This is a genomic window from Legionella rowbothamii, from assembly GCF_900639985.1.
GTDB classification, from domain to species: Bacteria; Pseudomonadota; Gammaproteobacteria; order Legionellales; family Legionellaceae; genus Legionella; species Legionella rowbothamii.
Genome location: NZ_CAAAIM010000002.1, coordinates 107563 through 129761, shown reverse-complemented (window position 1 = coordinate 129761; position 22199 = coordinate 107563). Strand labels below are relative to the sequence as shown.

The window sequence follows — 22199 nt, the reverse complement described above, 5'->3', positions numbered from 1 at the left end:
TTATGAGCAAGTCGTATCTAATAAAACCCCCTTTATCAATATTCAAAGAATATGATGTTCGTAGTAAAGTTGGTGAGGACTTAAATGAAAATACTTATTATACCTTAGGTGTGGCGATTGGAAGTGAGCTACAGGAAGTTCACGGATTGCACACTCTCTTGCTATCTCGTGACAGTCGAGCGAGTAGTGATGTATTTGCAGAATCATTGATTAAAGGTTTATTAGAAAGTGGTACTCAAGTCATCGATATTGGCTGCCTACCAACCCCAGTATTACATTTTGCGATGTTTGATTTGCAATGCCATTCTGGATTGATGGTTACTGCGAGCCATAATCCAGCAGACTATAATGGCTTAAAACTCACCTTGGGGAATCAGAATTATTATGGGGATAGACTCTATTCTTTATACCAACGTATTATGAATGAAAATTTTTTAATCGATCGCCAAGAACGAGGCAAACTGGTTCAATATCCTTCAGAACAAATAATTAATAAATACATTCGCCTCGTTAAAGAACGTACAGGAACTATTAAAAAACTTCGCGTTGTGGTCGATTGTGGTAATGCAGTGGCAGGACACGTGGTCCCAACGCTATTAACCACTTTAGGTTGTGAGGTTATTCCCTTATATTGTGACGTGCAATCAAGTTTTCCCAACCATCACCCCGATCCTTCCGTAGAAGAAAATTTAACTCGCCTACGCCAAGTGGTTATGCAACAACGTGCAGACCTAGGCGTGGCCTTTGATGGCGATGGCGATCGTTTAGGTATTGTCGATAACCAAGGCTGTATTATTCCTTCCGATTATTTGCTGTTGGCTTTTGCTGATGCCTTACTGAAAAAAGAACCCAATGCAGGCGTTGTATTTGATATTAAATGTACCCAACATTTAAATGAGTACATCGCCGCCCATCAAGGACGCCCGATTATGACTCGAACTGGTATGGCGCATATTATGTCCAGTATGTCAGAGCATAGAGCGGCGATCGGCGGTGAGTATTGTGGGCATTTCTACTTTAACGATCGCTGGCTGGAATATGATGATGGTATTTATGCTGCCGCACGAACACTAGAAATGTTAAGTGAGCCGTTAGAAGATAGTCATAATTTTTTTAAGCAATTTCCTAAATCCTTAAGTACGAGCGAATTAAAAATTGACATTGAAGAACAGCACAAGGAAGAATTCATGAAGCAGTTAATTATCCATGCTCCCATGTACCTAGGAGGAGAACTGGTGCAGATCGATGGGCTAAGGGTAAAGCATGACAATGCCTGGGGACTGATTCGCCCTTCCAATACGGGACCTTATTTAACGCTGCGTTTTGAAGCAACAAATTATACAGCTCTGGAAAACATAAAAGATCTATTTGGCAAATTAATTACGACCATCAATCCTTCGTTGGTCTTACCATTTTAATGAGACGTTATGGATAAAGAAGTACTTGCACTCTTTGATTTTGATGGGACATTAACTAAAGGTCTGCCAAGTAGACTGCTTTTTTTAAACTACTTGGCCGGTTTCCCGAAAATGCTTAGTAGTCTCGTATCGAGTTTTGCTTATTCAAGAGGACAATCCGGACAGGATCGCTTAAGTTGGCATAGTTATCTTGATAGCCTTATTTTAAAAGGCCGAGATAAATACGATCTCAATGAGCAAGCCTTACAATTTATCGAACAAGTACTCATCAAGAAATTACGTAAAGAAGCAATGGAACGACTCGAGTTTCATCAGCAACAAGGTCATCGCTGTATTTTAATTAGTGGAGGGTGGGATATTTACCTCGAACCCTTAGCCAAAAAATATCAGTTTCATCACGTAATTTGTACGCAGCTGGAGTTTGATACAAGGAGCAATAAAAGTACTGGCCGTATGCGAAATAAGTATTGTATTGGACAACAAAAGTTAGATGAATTTATAAACCAGTATGCCGCTAGAGAGAATTATGAACTTTATGCTTATGGGGATAGCGTTCACGATATGGCTTTACTCAATTATGCCGATCATTCTTTTTATCGGTGCTTTGAATAGCCGTATAAATAAAGAACAGCAAAATATTAATTTTTGAACTACCTTTACGCTAGATTACAGCTTATGGTGCAAACTAGTGTGTACTGGTACTCCATGGATTTACAGGCATATGGGGGCACCGTCAGTATAATTATTCCCGAAGCTAGATTTCCATCTACGGATAAACCCAATCTTTATCCGCATTAGCAGGCCTTCACCAAGAGATGAAAGATGCTGTTGTAAATAGGAAAGGAGAAAGAAGAAGATGATGATGATTCGGAGAGGATGCACCTTCATCATTTGGAGAGTCAAGAAAGCCTCCACTGCCCTTAAGTAAGACGTCGGGATGACGTCTTACTTATATAAATCAATTAATTAACAACCAAGATCGCACCGCCTCCATGGTTTCCTCGACCACCGCTAGCAATTGTTTATATAAAGCATCCAACAACGAACTATGGCCTGCTTTATGATAAAATTCCAAATACTGGCAAGCTTTTACCAATTTTTCAGCGCCGCAATACACAAAACCACTCTTTATACGATGCACTAATTTTTGCACTGTATGCCAATCGTTTTGGCGATGTGCATCCTCAAGTTCAAGTAAATCAGCAGGAGTTTCCTTTTCCATAATTGAGGTTAAAATACTCTTCAGTAGATTAATATCTCCCCCCATATCATCTAAAGCCCGCTGTACATTAAAAAGCTTATAGCAATCTAATTGAAATAAATATCCTTCACTGCCTGATAACTCGGAGCTTGCTCCCTCAGTCTTAGGTTTAGTAACAAGGGCCGTAAGAGCAGCTGTTTCGGAAAAATAAGTCGTTTTAATTCTCACTAACACATCGGTGGTCATCGGCTTGGTGAACACTTCATTCATTCCCGCCTCTAAACAATTTCTTTTTATCTTACCTTCCGAATGCGCCGTTAACCCAATGATGGGTATCGGTTCTTTATGTTGCTCTCGTTCTAACTCACGAATTTTTCGGGTCAAATCAATGCCCGATAAACCAGGTAAACCAAGATCCGTAATAATTAAATCAAAACTTTGTTTTTTTGCCAGATGCAAGGCACTTTCACCATCCATAACGCTAGTAAATTGATAACCTGCTAGTTTAATTAGATTTTCCAAGGTAAATAAAGCTATTTTGTTATCTTCAACCAACAATAATTTACAAGATTCCTTAGGGGAATTAATGCCAGAAACCGTCTCCATTCTATCGTTCATTTCATCAGATAAGCGAGGGGGCATTATGTTAATTCGAGACTCACCAATTTTCAATGAAAGATCAAAATAAAACGTTGTTCCTTTGCCAAGCTCGCTGCTTACCTGAATTTCGCCACCCAGCAACTCCACATAAGACTGCGCGATATGCAAACCTACCCCATGCCCAGTATAGGTTCCTTTATTGGATGGAGTTCCCCGATAAAAACGATCGAATATTTTGTCTTGTAACTCTTCAGGTATACCAATACCCGTATCAGCAATATGAAATCGAATCCATGCAAACGTTTCATTTTGTTCTAAAAGGTCTAGGGTGATTTCAACACGCCCTGCTTGCGTGAATTTAATCGCATTACCCAATAAATTAAGTAAAATGCGGTGAATTTTAGTCGCATCACTGCATAAACACGAAGGAATCCGCTCATCTATACGAACCACCAAATCCAATCCTTTAATCATGGTCGATGGGCGTTCTAACTGCTCTATGTTATGCACCAATTGACGCAAATCAAAGGGCTCTACATGAACATCTGCTTCATTCACATTATCTGCAGACACTACATCTAAAATTCCATTCAGCATGGAGAGCAATTGCGTACCACTTTCACCAAGCCAGTGGGCATATTGTTTTTGCGAAGCATCACTTAAGTTATCCTCTAATAGCTTGGCCATACCGACTACTCCGGTTAAAGGCGTACGGATGTCATGACTCATATTGGCAATAAACTCGGTTTTAACTTTGTTAGCTAACTCGGAAGATACTTGCGCTTTGGTTAAATCGGTTACATCAACAGAAATACCTGCAAGCCCCATAATCTCGCCCGCCTGATTAAAAATAGGTACTTTACTGACTAAAGTATGGATCACATCCCCTTCATCATTAATCAATTCCCCCGGCTGATTAATTACCGCTTTACCGGTCGCAAAAATCTGCTCATCCGTTGCACGATATTCTTTCGCTAACTCCCAATCTTTAAACACATCAAAATCAGTCTTTCCAATGATGTCTTCGGTCGATTGCAAATTAATGAAATTGGCAGCCATCTGATTGCAACCAATATACTGCAAGTCCCGGTTTTTCCAATACACATAACACGGGATCTTATTAATAATCCCATTTAAATAGTTATACACTTCACTAATATAATAAGGCAGCGCGTATCGTTGCTTAAATTTAAAACCTAAAATCTGCTCACAAGCACTTTCCATCGATTGGAACATTCGCTCCTTTTCCGTAACATCTTTCCCAAGCAGGAAGAGTTTTTCCTCATTATCAATGCAAGCTGCAATGCATTTCCAACTGAGAAACACGCCATTAATTTCAATCGGGGTCTGATTAATTATTTTGCCACGCTCATCTAAAAGCGAAGGAAGTTTTAACGTTGTCCATAACTCAAAAAAAGACTGCTCGGCGCGATTTTGTTTTGGTGTTAAGTGCAAAATGTTACGAGCTGCGTCATTAATATAATCAATATGCAATTGTTGATTTAGAATAATAAAAGAGACATTGAGTAAATCATAGGCCTTACCAAAATTTGGTATTTCTTGTCGAGTTATATTCATCTATTTATTCCCAATACTTTCTTATCTGCAATCTTGATTCGTCTGGATGAGTTGAGCGAGTTGCCTAATCGTAGGCGCTGTGTACAAATGGTGTATCGATACACAAACCACAAAGGTTTTATTTATTTTTTCAATTAAACTCAATGCTTTTAGGGAATAGCCACCTAAATCAAAAAAATCATCATGGATACCTACTTCCTCAATACCCAAGTTATCTTGCCATAATTGCGCCAATTGCGTCTCAAGCTCATTGGTGGGCACTTCATAACGACCACTCACATTCAAATCATGGCGTGTCATTTTCGGTTGTCCCATTGGCATTGACAAGGGAGATTGCAACAACATCATGCTGTAACGTTCCGGTTCATAATTGGAAATGATGACTTGAGCATGATCGCGCTCCATTGCCTGTAAAAATAACTGCTGGCCCTCTTGAGAAGAAATATCATTGCCACGCCCCAAATAGTGCACATCATGCGGACGTTGAGTTTCAACCGTCATTCCCAGCTCACGCCAACTATTCCAATTCAAACTCAACATACACCGCGTAGAAAACAGTCTGGCACTGGCAAAGGCATCCAAACTTGCATTAGCCGCACAATAATCAACTTGTCCCTTTTCTCCAGTAACTGCCGCAAGGGAGGAAGTTAAAACTACAAAATCCAACGTTACTCCGTGCAATGCTCGAGCTAAATTATAAGTTCCCTGCAGCTTAGGCTCCAACACGGCATCGGCTTTAATTTTGGTTTTTAGCTGCATCAATCCACCTCCAGCAATCCCCGCCGCATGAATCATGCCATCAATACGACCTAACTGCTTCTTATAATACGAGATGGCCTCACCTAAAGGTGCTTCATGGCTTACATCGACCTGGTGGCAAAAAAGCCTCGCACCTAAATCTTGTAATTGTTGTAAACGACTTACTTTTGCATACAACGGGTGCTGGCTATCATGCAAAATAGGGCCCCATGTTGAGGAAGCAATAACTGGGCTACGTGATAAGAGAATAAATGTAGGCCGAGCAACGCTCTTGGCAATAGCGGAACACAAACTAAAAGCGACGCCCCCCATCCCGCCGGTAACCAGGTAAACTCCATCATCTTTAAAGCGATTTTTGGCAACCGAGGTCTTACTTTCAGTATAAGCCAGCTCCCAGCGAAAACCATGACGGTAGGCAATAATCGGGCGATGGCGCTCCCATTGTCCCTGAAGGCAAGTATGCACAATTTCATTCACTAACAGGGGGCTATCAGCGGCTAACTCATCTGGATGAAGATCAAAGACCCGATACATTAAGGCTGGATGTTCATGCATGATAGCCCGGCAAGCCCCGATCAAACTGGCATTAGTCGGTACCATTGTTTCCGTACCCAACACCTGTTGGGTGCCACGCGTTATCAGCGCACATTGCAAGGGCATATGCTCGCCAATATGTTGCAAATAGGCCTGAGTTAAATAGAGCAGGCTATGAAAACTAAGCGCTAATTGCTGTTCGACTTCGTCATTACAAAGCAAAGTTACCGCGTCATTATCACAGGAAGATAAATGCACGATAATTGGACGTTGCACCCGATTTTTTAGCGTTTTAAATAAGGCCTCATAATGAGCTTTTTCAGTAGCATTGATACTAAAATGAGATGAGGAATGAGCCACGTACTCTTTCGCGAATTCAACAGAAATCGGAGTTACTCCATATGCGCTAAGGAAATCTACGATTTGGGATGCAAATCCCTGTCGATCGTAAACGATAATCCAACTATGTGCCGCAATATCATTGATGCTAAGTACTAAAGACTCCAAATACGCCGGTTGATGCGACCAGGCTGGAACATACATCTGCTGATTACCTGCTGCACCATGCCGTACATTATCCGGCTCAACCCAATAGCGCTGCCGTTGAAAGGCATAGGTTGGTAATGGGATTCGCTGCCTTTTTTCATTGGCGTGGATGCTGTTCCAATCAATGCGAATACCCCGCTGCCACAAGGCGCCTAAGGCAGACATTAGCTGTTGGTAATCCCGCGGCTGAACAAGGGGATGGGCTAAAACCTGCGTTATAGAAATACCCGCTGCCGTCCCCCCGACAACTTCCTTGAGGAAAGTACTTAAACTACGACCAGGTCCTACTTCAATAAAGAATGAGCACGCATCTGCCAGCGCGGTATGTAAACCATCACAAAAGTTTACGGTATGGCGCATATGGCGATACCAATAGTCAGGATTTGTGGCTTCCTCCCTGGACAACCAGGTACCAGTTACATTCGAAATAATCGGTATAGTCGGCGCAGACAAAGAGATATTAGTCAGCATTTCTTTAAATGGCCGCTCCACGGACGCCATAAAACGACTATGAAACGCGTGACTAACATTCAATTGTTGATAACGTTTACCCAAACGTGACAACTGTTGCATCAAGGCTCTAATTTCAGCAACAGAGCCTGAGGCAACACAATGATTGCCGGCATTATGCAAAGCCAGCTCTACAGGAATAAGCTGCTGATAAACAGTAAACTCTTCTGCACTGCATTCAATAGCAAGCATATCGCCACGCTCGGCCCCAGCCATTAATAAGCCACGTTCACACACAATGATAATCGCGTCTTCAAAAGAAAAGATACCCGCCAAACATGCCGCGACGTACTCCCCAATGCTGTGCCCAATAAGCACATCTGGCTGCACTCCATAACTCATTAATAATTGCGCTAAAGCATATTCAATAATAAATAAAATTGGTTGGGCATACTGAGTTTGGTTTAAGCGTGCATCATCTGGAGTGCGGATTAATTCTAAGAGATCGCAATTGATGTAATTCTTAGCAAGATTTACCCCTTGCTCGACTAACAAAGCAAAAAAGGGCGCTTTTTCCATCAGCTCCATCGCCATTAAATGGTACTGCGAACCCTGTCCTGGAAACATAAATACCACATTGGGGCTAGGCTCGTGGCATTGAGCAATGGGATTTTGATTTAGACTGTGAATTAATTCATCTACTGTTTTACCCACCGCAAAACGGCGCCAGGAAAAATCTTCTCGACCTTTTTGCAAGGTATAAGCAATATCAGCTAAATTACCTGCAGACGCTGGAGTCGTTAAATAATGCACTAATTTTTCCGTATTTTGCTGCAAAGCGCGTTTGGTTTTCGCAGAAACAATAAAGAGTTGCTCTTTATTAACGCTCAGCGAGCCAGCTTCTTGGCTATGCTCAGTTAATACCATATGAATGTTGGTGCCACCGACGCCAAAAGAGCTGACTCCCGCATAACGCTGCCCCCTCATAACTTCCCAATTCTGCAGGTGGGTATTAATCAAAAAAGGACTGTCCTGCAAAAATAAATCAGGATTTGGCTTAAGAAAACCACACATAGGGGGGATTTGACGATGATACAGACATAAGGCCGTCTTAATTAATCCCGCAATTCCGGAAGTTACCTCGGTATGACCAATATTACCTTTGACTGAGCCCAGGAAGCAAAACTCTTTTCGTTCTGTTTGTTCGCGATAAACGGCGGTTAAAGCCCCTACTTCAACCACATCCCCCAAGGCGGTGGCGGTACCATGGGCCTCAAGATACCCCATGTCATCCGCCGTTATTTGTGCCTGCCTCAAGGCTTCCCGTACGCATGACATTTGCCCGCGGGTGCTTGGAGCGGTAAATCCTAGCTTGTCTGAGCCATCATTATTAACACCACGCCCCTTAATTACAGCATAAATGGTATCGCCATCCGTAAGCGCATCCTCTAAGCGTTTTAAAATAACAACTCCCACACCATTAGAAAAAACCGTGCCATTAGCTGCATCAGAAAAGGGACGACAATGTCCATCAGGAGAGACGATGCCCCCATGTTGATAGACATACGCTTCTGTCTGGGGTACCACAATCGATGCAGCACCAGCCAAGGCAATATCACTGTATCCAAGAATTAAGTCCTGGCATGCATGGTCTACCGTAGCTAAGCCCGTAGAACAGGAGGTATTCACATTGATACTACGACCTTTGAGATTGAGGCGATAGGAAACTTGTGTGCTAAACATGCTCGCACTGGTAGCAATTCGCTGTTGTAAGAGATCATGCTCCTTATTAAACCAAGTACTTTTTAAGAGATTCTCTTGCAAATAGGTGCTATCCGACATCCCTGCAAAAACACTAATCGATTGCGCTTCTAATTTTTCTGGAGCAATGGCGGCATGTTCTAATGCCTCCCAAGCGCATTCAAGAAAAACCCGTTGTTGCGGATCGGCGATTTGTGCATCGCCAGGGTTAAAGCCAAAAAAGTTTGCGTCAAATTGCTCAATTCCTCGGAGAATCCCCCGCACTGGAACGAAATGTTTTTCGGCAACGTTGCTGGGTTGGTTTGGCAATTGCTCCCGATCAAATCGCTGTAAGCTTTCCTTTCCTATACATAAGTTATCCCAATATTCCGGCAGTGAATTAGCACCAGGAAAACGGCAGGCCATCCCGATTATAGCCACGTCATTGCTGACGGCAGCTTGAACTGTTTTTACCGCTAGAACCTCGATTTGTCCCTCAAGATAGCAACTTAATTTATAAATGGTTGGGTACGAAAAAATATCCGCGACTTGCAATTCCGATTGCAATTCTTTGTTAATTTTGCTGCATGCTTCCGCGATTAACAGAGAGCTTGCTCCTAATTCAAATAAATTTTTATGGACATCAATAACCTTACGATTTAATAAATGTTGCCAAATTTTTTTGATCACCTCTTCAATCATACTGGATGAAGAAGTATCAATATGAAATGATAAATCAGTATGAGGTAGGGAGTCTAATTTAGATTTATCCACCTTTCCGACTAAAGTCAGCGGCAATTCCTCCACCATGACGTACTTAGCCGGCAACATATAAGGAGGTAATACTTCACTTAAAAAATTGCGAATCTCATCTGCACTGACTATCGTCTCTTGGGTCGATAAAATAATATAAGCGGCAAGCATCTTGTGTGAGCCCCCACCGAGCTCTACATTAACCGCGGCCAGACTAATTTCGGGAAAACGCATGAGTTGCCTTTCAATTTCATTCAAATGAATACGAAAGCCACCAATTTTAACCTGATCGTCAAAACGCCCTAAAAACAGATATTCCCCAGAAGCCAATTGGCGCACGCGATCACCCGTCCTATATAAACGTTGGAACGGCTCTGTCTGACAAAAAGGATTAGCAATAAATTTTTCATCATTCTGTTTTGGCGCCTTATGATAACCTAGCGCTAAATTAATCCCACTGATATACAGCTCGCCCTCAGTAACTGGCTGTTTATTTTCGTCGAGTACATACATCCTTACATTATTAATAGGGGTACCAATACTGGACAGAGAATCATCCGACCACCTGCTATGTTCATCTATACGCTGTCGGCATACATAAGCAGTCGCTTCTGTAGGGCCATAGCCATTGATCAGTTCAATAGCTAAAGCCTGCTCTTTACGATAGGCTAAAAAATTTTTTACTAAGCTGGCATTAACTTGTTCGCCACCAAAAACAAGGACACGAATGCCATCAAGAGTAGTCGCTGCCGATTTAATCAGTTGATGAAAAAAACCCGTAGGCAAGCATAAATAGCGTACCTGATTCTCCGCAATAAACTGTTTAAGCTGAGAAGGCTCGGTTCTGATTGCGTAGGGTATAATGGCTAGATTCGCGCCATTAAGCAAAGCGCTCCACACCTCGAAGGAACTGGCATCAAAGGCAAGATTACTAAACTGGGCAATTACATCTCCTGCGCACAAACGAAAATCATTTTGTTCGCTCACGAGATTAACGACAGCTTGATGCGGAACAATAACCCCTTTGGGCCTTCCGGTAGAGCCAGAAGTGTACATCATATACAAGGGAGCGTCAGCCGCAATAGGAATAGATAAGTTTTCTCGCGAAAAACTAATGGATTCTCTATTCAAATTTTTGATTAGATGAACTGCTACTTTATCTTCACCAAGTAAAGATAGGTATTGTTCATTAGTAATGACCATTTTCGGCTGAGCATCATCTATTAGCTCCACCAATCTGCCTGGTGGCGCCAAGGCATCTAAGGGCAGATAAGCTGCCCCAAGTTTCACTACAGCCAACACGCTAACAATAAAATCGATTCCAGGCTCTAATAAGATTCCCACAAATTCACCCGAGCGCACGTGGTGCTTTTTTAGGCAGTTCGCGAGCTGATTCGCTTTTTCATTGAGGGAATTATAGGTAAAGTGTTTATCGCCTTCACTAATAGCAGGGTACTGCGGCACGTGCTGTACCTGTGATTCAAATAGTTCAATTATATTATGTTTATAAGCTGCCTTAAGGTTTCTCATTGAACTAACCCTTTATCTATTAATCTAAAAAACGCAAAAAAACATGCCAATCCTGATGCCAATAATTCCAGAATCCCCAAGTATAAATGATTTAAAATTAAACAGCCATAAAAACACTTAATATTTTCTTAAGCTTTGTGCCAATAACAACCATAATGGAAGTAATAAGACCCATCGCGTTAAGTTAAGAAGTCATCCTCTATGAATAGTTTAAAAGCTGGCTTCATTCAGCTAATATAGGACAACCTTATCTTAGCTAAGACAATCATGCGCACAATGAGTTTTCTTGATGCCTTTATATCTGAAGTAGACAACGCGCTACGCACAGTATTACCTCCTAGCAAACGAGTCAGTACTCGACATTCTCCCGCAGTGGAGATCGAAGACAATCCCCTCAGCTTGCGAGAAAAAAAACATGTTGCCGGCTTAATGCGGGTTAATCATGCCGGAGAGGTATGTGCCCAAGCCCTTTACCAAGGACAAGCCCTAACCGCCCAATTGACACACATCAAACAACAAATGAGCGACGCTGCCGCTGAAGAAGTGGATCACCTTGCCTGGTGTGAAGAGCGCCTCTATGAATTAGGCTCAAAACCCAGTCTTCTTAATCCAATATGGTACAGTGGTTCCATTTTGCTCGGGGCCCTGGCGGGATTTGCAGGAGATAAGATTAGCCTGGGCTTTGTTGCAGAAACCGAGCGGCAAGTGACTGCACACTTAAAACATCATTTGCAAAAGTTACCGACACAAGATAAAAAAACGCAAGCTATACTAAAACAAATGCAAGCAGATGAAGAGCAGCACGCAACGGCGGCAATTGCGTCTGGAGGCATTGAGCTTCCTATGCCGATTAAACGGATAATGAGTCTAGTATCTAAGTTGATGACGCACAGCAGCTACCATATATAACAACATAAAAGACAGGAGCGTCATTGTATATGGATCATACCACCTTGCTCATACTCATCGTAATTTTTATTGCGTTTTGTTTTGACTTTATTAATGGTTTTCATGATGCGGCAAACTCGATAGCAACTATTGTGACAACCAAAGTGCTTAGTCCTCGACAAGCAGTGATCTGGGCCGCGTTTTTTAACTTTATTGCGTTCTTAGTCTTTAATTTAACGGTGGCGAAAACCATTGGCCAAGAGCTAATTGATCCTCAGGTTGTTGATTCACATGTAATTTTAGCCGCCTTACTTGGGGCCATAGTTTGGAATTTAGCTACCTGGTATTATGGCTTACCCTCAAGCTCATCCCATGCACTTATCGGTGGCCTGGCAGGAGCCGCTATTGCCAAAAGCGGTTTTGCTTCATTGAAAATTGTGGGCATTACTAAAGTCATTGCAGGTATTTTTATTTCCCCTGTATTAGGTTTATTAGTGGGCCTTTTCATTACTTACAGTTTGAAAAAATTTTTCCCACGCCGACGCAAGAAAAGTTTGAAACGAGTGTTTAATGGAGCCCAATTGTGTACCTCTGCGTTGCTAAGTTTGACTCATGGCAGTAATGATGCCCAAAAAACCATGGGTATTATTGCGGTATTGTTATTTTCAAACGCGTGGATTGAAGGCCCTTTCTATGTTCCTATGTGGGTGGTCATTTCATGCCAAGCCGTAATTAGCCTAGGGACTCTATTTGGAGGATGGCGCATTGTCCATACTATGGGCACTAAAATTACCCGTCTTAATGCCATGAGAGGCTGCGCTGCGGAGAGCGGGGCGGCGGTTTCCTTATTCATCGCTACTCATTTTGGGGTGCCTGTTTCTACAACACATACCGTAACCGGGGCCATAACTGGTGTCGGCCTAACTCGAGGTTTAAAGGGTGCACATTGGAACGTCATACGTCGAATTTTCTTTTCCTGGTTATTGACTATTCCTGCCGCAGGTTTGCTTGCTGCTGCGTTGATATTGCTGAGAATTTAAAGATTAGCCATAGGAACAACGTGCAAACGCATCCAAATTCGTCTAAATGTACCTGACCTAATAGAAGGCCGAATTACCGCAGTCCAGCCCTGATAATTCGAGCTAAAATGAGCATACTCTTTGCGCGAGGAAAATTAAAAATATTCTCCATAACCACCATCAAAATAACGTTTTTTTAAAATCCCTTTCTTTTTTGCCGATTACGCTATACTTAAAAAAAGCGATTTAATACGCATAAAATTATTTTATGTTGATTAAACCAACAATGCGTATGGATTTTTTGGTATGGCAAGGATCACAAATGTCTAAGCCCCTTAATAAACATAAATTTACTAAAACACCGCAGTTAACATTAAGTGAACAACGAGAAATTGATAAAAAAATAGAGTTTGAAACGTCACTCTCTTTTCATAGCATGGTTAAACTTGGTGCATTTGCAAATATAATAGGAGCATTCCTTTATGTTCTGGCACTGTATAATTCAGCTGAATCACGATTAAGTATCTATTGGTACTGTATCCTAGTCGTTGCAAATTTACTCAATGTTATGTGGGGGCTGCGTTTTGAATACAGCAATATTACTACCGCTGAAATCCGTAAATGCCGCAAAGGGTTTCTCTCTTTGCTTATAACAATCTGTTTGATCTGGGGTAGTATAGGTATTTTATTTATGGATGGTCCCCAACAACAACTCACTACGATTATCTTTTTGTCAGCCGTCTTAATTTGCTTTGCGTTCTCAACGTCGATGGATTTGACTATGGGGCTTTCTAGTATTGTCTGCTTACTAGCCCCCACAATTATTTATCATACAGCAATCTCTCCAGGTATCGCAGACAGTCATCATATCAATATGCCTATTACCACTGCCTTTTTAATCCTTGGTCTTTTCATGACCATTGCCTGTTTTATTGGTAATAAAATTATCCGCCAAGTCGTTCGCCTAGGTTATGAAAATGAATTACTAATGGCAAAACTAAGTAGTATGAATGCCATTCTAGAACAGCGAGTAAAAGAGCGTACTGAGGAACTGGAAACTTCACTTAAATTAGTCACCTACCAGGCAACCCATGATTTGTTAACCGAATTGCCTAATGAACGCTTACTCTATGAGCAAATACATATCGCCACTGAAAATGCCATGACGAATCATTATAGTTTTGCCATCGCCTGCTTTTCCCTTAATGGAATGGTAAAAATCAATGACAGTATTGGCCATCAGGCTGCAGCGACCATTATTCATCGCATCGCCCAACGGTTTGCATTACTATTTGGCAAAAATAATCAATATTTCATTTCATTACTACGCCAAGATGTCTTTGTAATCTTAATTGATGCGATTTCCGATGAGCTGGATATAAGCACCAGCGTCCAAGATTTTTTTGCGGTAATCAACGATCCTGTATATGTTGCCAAACAAGAATTGAAATTAACTGCGAGCATTGGCGTAAGTATCTTTCCCCTCAATGGCCGCGATGCAGATACATTGATCACCAATGCCGAAGCGGCTCGCGTATTAGCCGCCCAAAGCGGTGGAAATAGTGTGCGTATTTATAGCACCATGATTAATGCAGATGCCACTCGACAACTAAATATAGAAAATCAACTCTATCGAGCGATTGAAAAAAATGAATTAACCCTAAATTACCAGCCTTTTATTGACTTAGAGACAGGAACAATCTGCGGTGCTGAGGCCTTATTGCGTTGGGAGAACCCTATATTAGGAAAAGTCTCACCGGTAGAATTTATCCCCATTGCGGAAATGAATAATATGATTCTCCCCATTGGCGAATGGGTATTGCGTTCTGCCTGTCTACAATTAAAAAAATGGCAAAAGAACGGTTTTACCAACTTCAAAATGTCAGTTAACTTATCTGCAAGACAGTTAGCTCAGCCGAATCTCGTCGAGTGCATTGCAGAAATATTAGCCACTCAAGACTTAGATCCGAAATATCTGGAATTAGAATTAACCGAATCAGAAGCCTTCACGAATGAAGCCATCCCCATTGTTAATAAATTCAGGGAAATGGGTATTTCCTTGGCTATTGATGACTTTGGCACGGGGTATTCGGAATTTAGCAATCTGAAATTTTTAAAGTAGATCAGCTTAAAATTGATAAATCCTTTATTCAGGATATTGATGTCAGCGTCGACAGTCGTAATATTGTGTGCAACACCATCGCCTTAGCCAATAGTATGGAAATTAAATGCCTAGCCGAAGGTGTAGAAACCATAGAACAAGTAAAATTTTTGAAAGAAAATGGCTGCCACATTATGCAAGGATTTTATTTCAGTGAACCCCTAGAGGCTAAAGAATTTTATAAGCTCTTGAAAAAATACTCAAACACAGCCCATAAAAAACTTGCGAATAGCTAAATGAATTATAGGTTGGGCCCAAATGGTTTATTTCTGCTTATAGCCTGGCATACCAAGAATATTTTCTTCGTCTACTCGTTCAAGATGGGGTAGATTCAAAACACTAGAATGCCCTTGAGGATTTAACCAGGTTAAAAGATGCTGTGCCTGATGCCTCATGTATTGCCCACTTCTAGGCCATTGCTCAATGGTACAGATATTATTTGTTCCTTGTACCTTAGATAACTCCAGAATAATCCCATCCAGAGGATGTTTTTTTAAAATCCCCATAACCATTTTATCGACTAGCTGCATTCCAGCACGATAACTTACCGCCCCCAACACGCTAACAAATAGTGCTAGAAAATTATGAAGGTCAAATTCGGAAACAGGAAAGAATTTACCTGTGCTTTCAATCAATTTATTAAGTAAATAAAAAAAACTAAGTGGAATTATCTCATGGCCATAAAATACGATACTCAACGCATTTAAAGCACAGGCGAGTAACATAAACCGCAAGAAGTCATCAATGACACATTCCATCCCTCGGCGCATATAATAATTTCCTTGCGACAATAAATCATTGTTATACGCTTTGAGCTTAACACGATAAATAGTACCTATATGATCATTAAAGGTATTAATTAAATTTGGATTAGTTAGATAAGTAAAATATCGCGCCTGGAAGTCCTGAGCATAACGCGTCCTATCCTCTTGCTCGATATATTGAAGATAACCTGGATTTTCAAAAGTTACGACGACATAGGTTTTACCTTTCTCTTTAAGTAACTCATAACCAACAAGGCCTGCTAATACCCCCCCTAACGAATAACCAGTTAAATACAGTTGATTATGTGATTGGGTACGGATAAATTCGCACAAGCGTATGAACACCCCACGTTGATTACGCATTTCCTCCACCAGCTGTTTGGCCGAAGTCAACGTATTGGGTTTGCTTCCCCAAAGCATGGGGACAATCGTTTTAATATTAGAGATAAGATCGGTTAGTGTACTTGCATCTGGGCCACGAAATGCAATAACCATCTCATTTTTATTATTCTGGTAAACAGCAACCCCTAACCCATCGGCGCTACTCCAGAACACGCGTTGCCAATCCCCTAATTTTATCTCTTTTTTGTAATATACTTGTTTACTAAGAATTGCGAGTTGCAAATGATCAAGCATGTAAAACCTTAGCGATAACTGCATTTTCATTTTTTGGCAGAGTATAAGCGGGCAGGCATTAGATGTCTATTATTTGACAGGACCGTTCTTTCATAAAGCAGAATTGTAGCCAAGATGCAGCGCAGCATAATCAAGGTTTTTCTAATTCAGACTTAGAAAACCTTGATTATACTAGCGTTGTCGTTAATTATTTACCGTATGACATCCTTTGCAACGCATGCCATAGCAAGCACCAATACAGCTTGAAAGCGCTCCAACGAAGAATAAAATAAACAAAATCCAACCAGTCCATGCAGGATATTTAATTGGCTGACTAGGAGCAGAGGCTTGCTCTTTAGTCCCCGTAGGATTCGCAGGAGTTGGGGCTACATTCCCCTTAGTTGCTGCGGGGGTAGCGCTTGCACCTGAAGCAGGGTTCGCACCGCCTGCCGCATTAGAAATCTCGGAGGCAATCAATGCAGAATTAATATTGTCCGCATAAAATCCCACATAACGCATAGTAGGTATTACGAACAAGGCACTTAATATTAATGCCAGACTCCATGTGATGAAGCCATAAATTACCCCCCCATGGCAATAGCAATGATGAAAACGCCCCAAATAACCCGCAACAAAGCCTGACGCTCCCATGGCGACAATCACACCAATTAATAGTCCAATAACTCCGCCAATGGCAAGTACCGCTTCACTTTGATTCATTTTATATGCGCTTAAACCAATCGCAGCCCCAAACAAATTCAGCAAAAAGCCAATGCCTAAACCAACTAAGGCCCCGGCAATAACTGCCGTCCAGCACATGCAGGTTATTTTATGGCCCTCGACTACATTTACAGAATGATCGGTCATCATAATTAATATCCTTATTGTGATTAAATGTGAGAAACAAGCCAGATTAAGACCAAAATACTAACAGGAATACCCAGCAACCATCCAATAATGTACCCCATAGCGATCCTCCTTGTGATTAAGTGAACTTTCTATGCGACCTATTTATCAATCTTTACCTGTAGGGCTTCCGTACTACTTTTCCATGCTCTTTTCATAATTTCAGAATTAAAAGAAAAACCCAAATCACCCTGACGATTTAAGGCAATTACTCCCATTTCCCCTTTTAATCGCTGGTTGCGTTCATGAACTACATGATCGCAAGCTTGTTGTAATGGCATATTAAATTCCATCATCATCGAAATCGTATGGGCAACAACACCACGAATTAAATATTCCCCTACTCCCGTACCCGAAACCGCGCAGGTTTCATTATTGGCATAACAGCCAGCACCAATAATACAGCTATCCCCAATTCGGCCAGGCAGACTATTACTTACACCCCCAGTTGAGGTGCCAGCAGCAATATTCCCATAAATATCTAAGGCAACCGCACCAACAGTGCCCGTCAATTTTTTATTACGTCGCTCTTCCTTGGTTTCGCTTAGCACTAAGCGTTGAAAAGCTTCATATTGGTGAGGTTTGATAAAATAAGATTTAGGTTCTAAAGGCAGCTTATAGTCCGTAGCCAGCTCTAATGCACCATAACCGGAAAGAAATACATGTGAGGTTTTTTCCATCACCAAACGAGCTAGACTGATTGGGTTTTTAACACACTCAACCATTGATACCGCACCAGCCTGTAACAAACTTCCCTCCATAATGGAGGCATCCATTTCGACCTCGCCTCGACAATTCAAAGCAGAACCACAACCTGCATTGAATAATGGATTATCCTCAAGCGTTTGCACCGCAGCAACAACGGCATCTAATGAGCTTCCTCGTTTTTCCAGAACGGCATAAGCTTGCTCCACCGCTTGCGATAAGCCCTGCTCAACATCTCGCTGATTCTCACGCAAAAAGCTACTGTCTTCGCTTGCACCACCATGTACTGCGATCGCAATCTTATTCATAATATCCCTCGAACTTTATTCCTTTTTCGCAGGAATTTCCGGACTTTTCAATGCACGATTACTAAGAGAAAATTGGCATCCTTTGACTAAGAGATGCACCTTGAGATTCTCAACAAATACAGCCTCGCCTTCATCAACGTCAGTAATATTTGTTTGATTAATATCCCTGCCATCAATGATGACCACCATTCCCGAACCATAACATTCCGCATCAGAACCATGTTTTATTACTAAGGCAGTGTCCTCCCCCAGCCCAATACCTAATTGCCCAGGGTTAATAATAATGGCATGTGCAAGGCGGCTAAATCGCCCTCGTTTAATAAAATGCGTGTCAATGATGCATGATTGTAAAAAACCAAGCCCCGAGCAGGTGGATAAATTACGATAAATTAAGGCCTCCGACAAACCACCCCCCATAATCATTATCGAAGACATCACCATTGCTCCGGCGCTTGTTCCGCCGATAATGACATCACTGTCCTTATAATAACGCTCTCTAATGAGATCGACTATTGGGGTTCCCCCTAAGATAGTCGACAAACGAAACTGATCACCCCCAGTAAAAAAAATTGCCCCAGCTTCCTCAACCCGCTTCAGGTATTCTTTCCCCCGCGCTTCAGCTCTTTTTTTAATAGGGAGAAAATCAATATTGCCATACCCCATATTCTGAAAGACTTGCTCATAATCTTTTTTTACTTCATTTTGAATTTCCGAACCCGTAGTAATGATTTCTATCTTTTTATTTGAGGGCGGCAATAATTCACTCAAAATTTCATAACGTCTAAATTCCTTTTTTTGCTCAGAAACATCTGGTGGAGCATCACCTTTATTTTCAGCCCCACCAATAAGAAGCAATTTAGCCTTCGGTATCATCATAAGCCTCACTTTCTACATAAGCGTCTTTAACTTTTTCTTGCATGACGCCAGTCACCCTAAATGCATTTTCAACCGCACAAAATATAAAGGTATCAGAGCAATTACCATCCAATACAACTTCCAAAGCATCAACTTCATCCGAAATAATTTTAACTGCCGGCTGGAATTTAGAACTCTTGATTCCCGCTAATAACAGTTCAGTAATTTCATCGTTCGTCCGTCCACGGCCATCGACATCATGGCGAATAATAATTTCGTCAAACATCCCGGCTATATGGCAACCAATGGCATGAAAATCTTCTGAACGGCGATCCCCTGCCATTCCGATAATGCCTATTTTTTTCTTACGATAAATGGTATCTAGATAATTCTTTAACTCTAAGAACGCTCCTTCATTATGCGCATAATCCACTAAAACATCGCAGTTATTGGGTAAATGAAATAGGTTCATTCTGCCGGGCAGATTTTCCGGCGTAGGGTGAAAATTAAATACCGTATCGCGGATCGTTTCTAAAGAAAATCGGCAAATAACCCCAGCCAGAACTGCGGGCAAAATATTCTGAATCATACTCGTTGCCATCCCCTTAAAACTGATGGGAATTTCTTTCACTTCAGCTAAAATTTCTCGCTTTAGGCCAGTACGAATCACAATGTAACCATTTTTAATATAAGCGGCTAAGCCACCCGCATCGCAATGCGCTTGGATCGCTGCGTTTTCAGATAAAGCAAATAAAGCAATCTTACAATTCAACTCTGAACGCAGGGCATAAACCATGGGATCATCCGCATTTAAAATTGCACATCCGCTTTTCTTCGTGCTTAAAGCAACTACGGCTTTAACCTCGGCTAATTCTTCTAGGGTATTGATACCATTGAGCCCCAAATGGTCATTACCAACATTGGTAATAATGCTGACATCACACTCATCAAAGCCCAAACCTGAACGCAAAATCCCCCCACGAGCACACTCTAAAACCGCAAAATCAACACAGGGATCACGTAAAACCGCGTCAGCACTTAGTGGCCCACTGCAATCACCGTGGTAAACCAATTTAGTATTTAAATAAATTCCCTCGGTTGTCGTTGCGCCAGTTGCGTGATTCGCACGATAAGCCATATGCTCAATTAAACGCACTACTGTAGTTTTACCATTAGTTCCCGTGACCGCGACGATGGGGATTGTGGCCTGGGCAGACGGGGGATAAAGCATATCCAAAATGGGTTCGGCTACATTTCTTGCTTTGCCGTAGGTAGGAGCCAAGTGCATGCGTAAACCAGGACCAGCATTAACCTCAATTATGGCGCCGTGATTTTCATTAAGCGGAATTTGAATATTTGCGGAAACCACATCAATACCGCAAATATCTAAATTAAGTAGTTTTGACGCACGTTCTGCAAAAAATAAATTTTGCGGATGCACTCTATCAGTCACATCAGTAGCCGTACCGCCTGCACTTAAATTTGCTGTTTCTTTTAAATAAGCAATTTGCCCTGGCGCTAAAACGGTACGCAAGGTTAAATTATTCTGACAAAGAATTAAAAGGGTACTTTCATCAATGGTAATTTTAGTTAATGGCATTTCATGTTCATCACCACGATTAGGATCCATATTCGCGAGATGGATAAGTTGTTCAATGGTGGATAGGCCATCACCAACAACCATCGCAGGAGTCCTTTGGGCTACAGCAACCACTTTATGGTTGACCACTAAAAATCGATAATCATTGCCTGCAACGTAGCGTTCAATAATGATTTTATCAGAAATATCTTTCGCCAATTCAAAACCAAAAATAGCTTTTTCGTAATCATGAATCTTAGTAGTTACTCCCCGGCCATGATTGCCATCATAAGGCTTGATCACTAAAGGATAACCTAATTGCTCAATAGCTCCTGGTAGCTCATCCTCTGATTCGATGGTAATACCGGGTGGCACAGGAACAAAATGATCCTCAAGCATTCGTTTCGTGAATTCTTTATCAGCGGCAATATCCACGCTAATAGAACTGGTTTTTGAGCTAAGAGCCGTCCATATTTTTTGCTGATTTCTCCCATAACCTAATGTAATCAAAGAGGAATTACTATGGCGCTTATACGGGATTTTTCTTTTGCGTGCCTCATCAATGATGGCTTGAGTACTGGGACCAAATCCGTCGGTTCTTTTTATTTCTTTTAGGTGAGCCATGTCGTCTGCAAAAGATGGATACTCTTTTCCTTCAGCTAAAGCACTCACCAAATTCACCGCGGCATAGGCAGCATAAAGACCCGCTTTTTCCAGCTCGTAGGAAAATATGACCTCATAAACCCCATGATTGTCAGTCCCATAAGTTCGACCAAAGCCACACTCCATGCCTGCTTCGCATTGCATTACTAAAGCAACATGTTCAATAACATGTCCTAACCAGGTTCCTTCTTCCATACGGTCGACAAAGCCACCTTCGTAGCCTAAAGAGCAAAAATCTTTTCTTAAGCCTGGCAAATAGCTCAGTAATTTATCTTTAAACCCGGGTAAGCAATTTGTCGGGAGTTCTTCATATTGTTTTAAATCAAGCGTCATTACAATCAAATGCTTACGGTAGTTTGACCAGTAATTAGGACCTCGCATTACTTGTATTTTCAAAATATTCATTATCAATTCCTTTGATAAAAAACACCTAAATAGTAGTGAGCATTGCTGTTTTAGCGTAGGCAAAATAATTAAAATAATCCAATATTTAGTGAAAATTTTTAGTGGACTTTCGCCCTTACTAAAAAACTTATCGTATGCCTTTACTTATTATAGGAATTTTTGATTTAAAAAGCCTGCTATTAAAGCTAACTCCTCTAATTGCCCCTAAGGACAGCAAATTAC

11 protein-coding genes and 1 pseudogene are annotated in these 22199 nt (G+C 41.4%); 5 read left to right on the top strand and 7 right to left on the bottom strand.

Annotation, left to right across the window (positions count from 1 at the left end):
* The first annotated feature begins 2 nt into the window (after positions 1 to 2).
* Positions 3 to 1418 (top strand): phosphomannomutase/phosphoglucomutase, encoded by a 1416-nt coding sequence (locus E1P08_RS05795; RefSeq protein WP_133136086.1) that lies wholly within the window; start codon positions 3 to 5, stop codon positions 1416 to 1418.
* A gap of 9 nt (positions 1419 to 1427) precedes the next feature.
* Positions 1428 to 2030 carry an HAD family hydrolase gene (locus E1P08_RS05790; protein WP_133136085.1) on the top strand — a complete coding sequence of 201 codons (603 nt, stop codon included), beginning with the start codon at positions 1428 to 1430 and terminating at the stop codon, positions 2028 to 2030.
* Positions 2031 to 2376: 346 nt separating this feature from the next.
* Here E1P08_RS05790 and E1P08_RS05785 read toward each other — a convergent pair whose 3' ends face one another.
* Both E1P08_RS05785 and E1P08_RS05780 read right to left on the bottom strand, forming a co-directional pair.
* The gene (locus tag E1P08_RS05785; RefSeq protein ID WP_133136084.1) at positions 2377 to 4797 is read right to left on the bottom strand and encodes an ATP-binding protein; all 2421 of its coding nucleotides are present in this window, start codon (positions 4795 to 4797) and stop codon (positions 2377 to 2379) included.
* Positions 4798 to 4818: 21 nt separating this feature from the next.
* Entirely contained in the window at positions 4819 to 11109 is a 6291-nt protein-coding gene (locus E1P08_RS05780) for a polyketide synthase (RefSeq protein WP_133136083.1), read from the bottom strand.
* 267 nt (positions 11110 to 11376) lie between these two features.
* Between E1P08_RS05780 and coq7 the strand changes: the two genes are divergently transcribed.
* From coq7 to E1P08_RS05765, 3 genes and pseudogenes are all read left to right on the top strand, one after another.
* Entirely contained in the window at positions 11377 to 12018 is a 642-nt protein-coding gene (coq7, locus tag E1P08_RS05775) for a 2-polyprenyl-3-methyl-6-methoxy-1,4-benzoquinone monooxygenase (protein WP_133136082.1), read from the top strand.
* Positions 12019 to 12047: 29 nt separating this feature from the next.
* A complete protein-coding gene (locus E1P08_RS05770; protein ID WP_133136081.1) occupies positions 12048 to 13037 on the top strand; it encodes an inorganic phosphate transporter in 990 nt (329 codons plus the stop codon).
* A gap of 247 nt (positions 13038 to 13284) precedes the next feature.
* Positions 13285 to 15413 (top strand): annotated as a pseudogene (locus E1P08_RS05765) (putative bifunctional diguanylate cyclase/phosphodiesterase).
* 27 nt (positions 15414 to 15440) lie between these two features.
* On the opposite strand, the gene E1P08_RS05760 reads toward E1P08_RS05765, so the two are convergent.
* From E1P08_RS05760 to cphA, 5 genes are all read right to left on the bottom strand, one after another.
* The gene (locus tag E1P08_RS05760) at positions 15441 to 16577 is read right to left on the bottom strand and encodes an alpha/beta hydrolase family protein (RefSeq protein WP_165485101.1); all 1137 of its coding nucleotides are present in this window, start codon (positions 16575 to 16577) and stop codon (positions 15441 to 15443) included.
* A gap of 183 nt (positions 16578 to 16760) precedes the next feature.
* The gene (locus E1P08_RS05755; RefSeq protein WP_242602391.1) at positions 16761 to 17426 is read right to left on the bottom strand and encodes a hypothetical protein; all 666 of its coding nucleotides are present in this window, start codon (positions 17424 to 17426) and stop codon (positions 16761 to 16763) included.
* 137 nt (positions 17427 to 17563) lie between these two features.
* On the bottom strand, positions 17564 to 18475 hold the full coding sequence (locus E1P08_RS05750; protein ID WP_133136079.1) for an isoaspartyl peptidase/L-asparaginase family protein: 912 nt from the start codon (positions 18473 to 18475) through the stop codon (positions 17564 to 17566).
* Between the two features lie 15 nt (positions 18476 to 18490).
* Positions 18491 to 19351: a cyanophycinase gene (locus tag E1P08_RS05745; protein ID WP_242602390.1), complete on the bottom strand. Its 861-nt coding sequence runs from the start codon at positions 19349 to 19351 to the stop codon at positions 18491 to 18493.
* Positions 19332 to 21977, bottom strand: a complete 2646-nt coding sequence (cphA, locus tag E1P08_RS05740) for a cyanophycin synthetase (RefSeq protein ID WP_133136078.1) — start codon at positions 21975 to 21977, stop codon at positions 19332 to 19334. Before cphA ends, E1P08_RS05745 begins: the two co-directional genes overlap by 20 nt.
* Positions 21978 to 22199 lie beyond the last annotated feature (222 nt).

Bases quoted from the DNA above. Each gene is read 5' to 3' on its own strand.
- E1P08_RS05750 (WP_133136079.1), bottom strand. From the start codon at position 18,475: ATGAATAAGATTGCGATCGCAGTACATGGTGGTGCAAGCGAAGACAGT.
- E1P08_RS05760 (WP_165485101.1), bottom strand. From the start codon at position 16,577: ATGCTTGATCATTTGCAACTCGCAATTCTTAGTAAACAAGTATATTAC.
- E1P08_RS05745 (WP_242602390.1), bottom strand. From the start codon at position 19,351: ATGATGATACCGAAGGCTAAATTGCTTCTTATTGGTGGGGCTGAAAAT.
- cphA (WP_133136078.1), bottom strand. From the start codon at position 21,977: ATGAATATTTTGAAAATACAAGTAATGCGAGGTCCTAATTACTGGTCA.
- E1P08_RS05795 (WP_133136086.1), top strand. From the start codon at position 3: ATGAGCAAGTCGTATCTAATAAAACCCCCTTTATCAATATTCAAAGAA.
- E1P08_RS05755 (WP_242602391.1), bottom strand. From the start codon at position 17,426: ATGATGACCGATCATTCTGTAAATGTAGTCGAGGGCCATAAAATAACC.
- E1P08_RS05785 (WP_133136084.1), bottom strand. From the start codon at position 4,797: ATGAATATAACTCGACAAGAAATACCAAATTTTGGTAAGGCCTATGAT.
- E1P08_RS05780 (WP_133136083.1), bottom strand. From the start codon at position 11,109: ATGAGAAACCTTAAGGCAGCTTATAAACATAATATAATTGAACTATTT.
- coq7 (WP_133136082.1), top strand. From the start codon at position 11,377: ATGCGCACAATGAGTTTTCTTGATGCCTTTATATCTGAAGTAGACAAC.
- E1P08_RS05790 (WP_133136085.1), top strand. From the start codon at position 1,428: ATGGATAAAGAAGTACTTGCACTCTTTGATTTTGATGGGACATTAACT.
- E1P08_RS05770 (WP_133136081.1), top strand. From the start codon at position 12,048: ATGGATCATACCACCTTGCTCATACTCATCGTAATTTTTATTGCGTTT.